The following is a 3,825-nucleotide window of genomic DNA, read 5'->3' as shown; positions in this document are numbered from 1 at the left end:
GCGCTCAGCCCGATATTGGTTGTTACAGCTTTTATGCTCCAAGGGTGGTTCTTTGGAGCTTTTTTTATGTATAAGTTGAAAAATAATGTAAAAAGATTGAAATAAATAGAAAAAATCCGTATGTTTGTATCACTGAATCTGAAAAAGTAGTGTGGTGCAAGGATCTTTTTCACATTTAGACAAGGAAGGACGAAAGTCATCCTTAAAGCGGCAAGAAAGCACCACTTCTTAGCCGCTTTTCTTTTTAATTCATGTTATTGGTTTAGAACAGTAGAGACGAGGTGTCTCTTCAAAACTTAGGCACCTCTTTTTTTTCTCGCTGTTTTGGGCCTAGCTGTAATAAACCAATTTACCATCATGCTTAAGAACCACCGACAAATTGTCGAAGAGCATTTTAACCGCTGTTTGAAAGAACAGCAACTTACTTTCCAAGAGGCGAGATCTATCGCCAGCACTTCCAAGAACTACGACAAAAGACTGTCAAGGGCTATTTCAAACTTTGTTAGCTCGAATCTATATAGCGTTGACATTTCAACCGTTACCAGCTTATTGCCTATCGGAAGGCAAAAAGCGACCAATTTTATCAATTTTCGATAGCTGTAATAAACCAAAGTTATGATTAACATTAAAAACGAATTCATTAGGGACGTTTTACCGAAGATAGGATCAGACGCTTTTAGCGTATTTATGGCCATCGCTTCCCACGCTGGGAGGGGAACTGTTGTTTGGCCCGGAACTGAGCGATTAAGAAACATGTGTACAGTGGAAAAGGCTGGAGAAATCGGTCCAATGCCGGAGAAGCGATTTTACAAGGCCGTGAAGAAGTTGATTGAATTTAACCTAGCTGCGAGGTTCCAAGAAAGGAAAGGGAACGGTGATTTTGGAAAGCGTAAATTTAAGATAATGAGTGACTTAGTAGGGGTCACAATGTGGGGTGAGCACGAGTTTGAAGGCGATGATTTACAGCTACAGGGAGAAAGACCGCGCTTAGTCAAAAATGGCTTAGCGCCAAACGACCAAACAGAAGAGTTACCTAAAGAGGAAGATAATGTGCAAATCAAAGATGTTGCACTTCAATCTGATTTTGTTTTTTTCTGGAACCTTTTTGGGAATAAGAAAAACAAAAAGAAGGCTCAATCAGCCTTCAACCGATTGAGTAAAGCGAAGAAGAAACTTTGCATTGAAGCAATTGAGGATTACAAAAAGTATTTAGATCAAACCGGGATTGCCCAGATGCACCCTACCACCTGGATCAACGGCGAAAGGTGGAATGATGATTTTGAAGTAAAGCAAAAGGGAGCGAATACGGACCAAGCCTTGAATGACCACCTCTTGAGCGAAGAGAACGAAGCGGCCTACAATAGGTATATCCAGTATGTGATTGAGGAAATGCCAGCCCTATGGAAAAGTAATTGTAAAATACTAAGCAAGTCGGAATGGTTGGAAATGCAACAAGGGACTTGTTTTAAAAACCTGTTCATCCACCTAACCCCAAGGAAACAAGCCGACATTAGGCGAAAACTTCACCACATCTTCAATGATTTAGGGTACGAGCGGAACAAGTATTCCAGGATTTATGATGCAATCAAAGAGGAATACAGCTGCCATATCAACGACAAAAAGCGATTGGTAGCATGAGGGACTTATTACAAATAGCACTAGCCTACCATGAGTCGGGCTACCATGTAACTCCAATAAATCAGCGGAAAGACACCGAAAAAGTCAAATACGACTTTCCTCGAAAATGGCAGAAATACCAAACCGAACAGAGCGAACAAGAAGTAAGAGAATTATTTGCTCAAAAGTGCTCTGGTATAGCCATTGTGATAACCAAGGGGATGGAAGTAATTGACATCGACACAAAGGCAGATCCTACCGGAAAGATTGCAGACCAGTATTTTGAAGAACTGGTATTTACTGGCCAAAACGAACTATTGAAGAAAGTTGTAAAGGTTCAAACCAAATCAAACGGCTTTCATTTGATCTACAAGGCCCCTAATTGCGAGGGCAATCAAAAGCTTGCTACTCGAAAAAACTGCACTGAGGCAGCGATTGAAACAAGAGGCTTTGGAGGATTGATTTATGCTTGCCCTACACCTGGATACAAAGTATTGAATGGAAGTTTGTCTCAGGTTCCAGAGTTGACAGCGGCAGAGCGGAACACATTGATTAATGCCGCTATTGGCTTAGATGAATCAAAAGATACTGAAGCACCTGAAATTGTTGCTCCAAAGGAATTTCCAACCGGAAACATAACACCCTGGGATGACTACAAGGCCAAAACCGACCTTTTAGGCTTGTTAGAGAGCTACAACTGGAAGTTTGTTAGAGATCGCGGAGGCGATGTAATCTTGAGTAAACCGGGCGCGAGTGATCCAAAAGATACGGATGCTAAGATTATTAAGGCCAGCAATGGAGATCCTATTTTTCACCCTTTTACAACTGGAACGGCCTTTGAGTCAAGAAGAAATTATAACGCGTTTCAGGTTTACGCATTGATGGAACACGGGGGGGATGGAAGCGAAGCGGCTAAACAACTGCTTAGAGAGGGTTTTGGGACTCCAGTAGAAGTAATCAAAGAACAAGAGGGAAAAGAGGAGCTTAGCGAGTTATTGGCCTTTGTCAAAAGTACTAGGTTTGATATAAACAAGCCAGTTATTGAAGAAGAGGCAATACTAACCGTCACCCTTGAAGGGAAAACTTATAAAGTTGGTGGTAAAGGGCAATTAGGAGTCATTACCGGGGCGCAAAAATCCGGTAAGTCTTTGATTACCTCTTGTATCACTTCAGCAGGTTTGAGTGGTAAAAGAGGATTACTGCCTTTTGACTTAGATGTTAACGGATATATAGATTACTACGATACGGAACAGTCTAAATTTTTCTACGGATTGACCCAACAGCGTATTTACAAGATGGGAGGATTAATAAACAACCACCCTAAATACGCAGCTTACCACCTGAGGAGATTAGCTAAAAAAGACCGACTAAACGCAATAGACTTAATGCTTAAGGGTAGGACTGATTTGTCATGTATTGTCATAGATGGGGCGGTAGATTTATGTGAAGATTTCAATGATGTAAAAGCATCCGAAAGAATTGCAGACAAGCTTCTCCAATGGAGTGACGAAACGGGCGGTTTACTTTTAACAATCCTGCACACGACAAAGCAAATGAACTTCATGAGGGGGCATTTGGGAACAGCCTTACAGAATAAGGCTGACTTTGCCATTGAAACAATTCAAGATAAAGATGCTGGAGTTTACACGGTGAAATGTAGAGAAAGCCGTTTTGCTCCGTTTCCAAGTTTTGAGTTCACCAGAGATGAAGATGGAATGCCAGTATATGAAAATGGAATGCCTGAACCTGAAAAAGATTCTTGGACCGAACCAGAACAACCGAAGCAAGAATATCAAACAATTATTCCTCCACCTGAAAAAGTGGATGACCAAACTGTAATACCATTCTAATGAAAGACAACAACATTATAACCTTGATCGGGAACGTAGGGAATGAACCCGAAATGCGAATACTCAAGAACGGGACAAAACTATCAACATTTAGTTTAGCTGTGACGGATAATTACAAAGACAAGGATGGACAGTGGCAGAAAAAAACGGAATGGCACGATTGCGTTGCCTGGGCTAAGGTAGCCGACCTAGTAGAGCGGCGGGTAAATAAAGGGTCTTTCCTACTAGTCAAAGGCCAGTTAGTTTACAACCGATGGGAAGACAAAAACGGATCGAAAAGAAAAGACGCTAGGATTAAGGTCGAGAATATCTTATTCCTAGAAAGGCCAATAAAGAAAGACGACTCAAGCGGTTACGG

The 3,825-nt window shown here is 41.4% G+C and carries 3 protein-coding genes; all 3 read left to right on the top strand.

Going from position 1 to position 3,825, the window contains the following annotated elements; genetic code table 11:
- Positions 1 to 615 precede the first annotated feature (615 nt).
- Positions 616 to 1,638 (top strand): hypothetical protein, encoded by a 1,023-nt coding sequence (locus HRT75_RS14180; protein ID WP_291188103.1) that lies wholly within the window; start codon positions 616 to 618, stop codon positions 1,636 to 1,638.
- On the top strand, positions 1,635 to 3,467 hold the full coding sequence (locus HRT75_RS14175) for a bifunctional DNA primase/polymerase (protein WP_291188100.1): 1,833 nt from the start codon (positions 1,635 to 1,637) through the stop codon (positions 3,465 to 3,467). The genes HRT75_RS14180 and HRT75_RS14175 overlap by 4 nt, the downstream gene beginning before the upstream one ends.
- Positions 3,467 to 3,825, top strand: a 359-nt coding sequence (ssb, locus tag HRT75_RS14170; protein ID WP_291188097.1) for a single-stranded DNA-binding protein, incomplete at its 3' end; no start/stop codon positions are given. The genes HRT75_RS14175 and ssb, both read left to right, overlap by 1 nt.

It is taken from the genome of Gilvibacter sp. (assembly GCF_013214815.1).
Classification (GTDB): Bacteria; Bacteroidota; Bacteroidia; order Flavobacteriales; family Flavobacteriaceae; genus Gilvibacter.
The sequence above is the reverse complement of the archived record's forward strand: the minus strand, read 5'-3'. Positions and strand labels throughout refer to the sequence as shown.

Bases quoted from the DNA above. Each gene is read 5' to 3' on its own strand.
- HRT75_RS14180 (WP_291188103.1), top strand. From the start codon at position 616: ATGATTAACATTAAAAACGAATTCATTAGGGACGTTTTACCGAAGATA.
- HRT75_RS14175 (WP_291188100.1), top strand. From the start codon at position 1,635: ATGAGGGACTTATTACAAATAGCACTAGCCTACCATGAGTCGGGCTAC.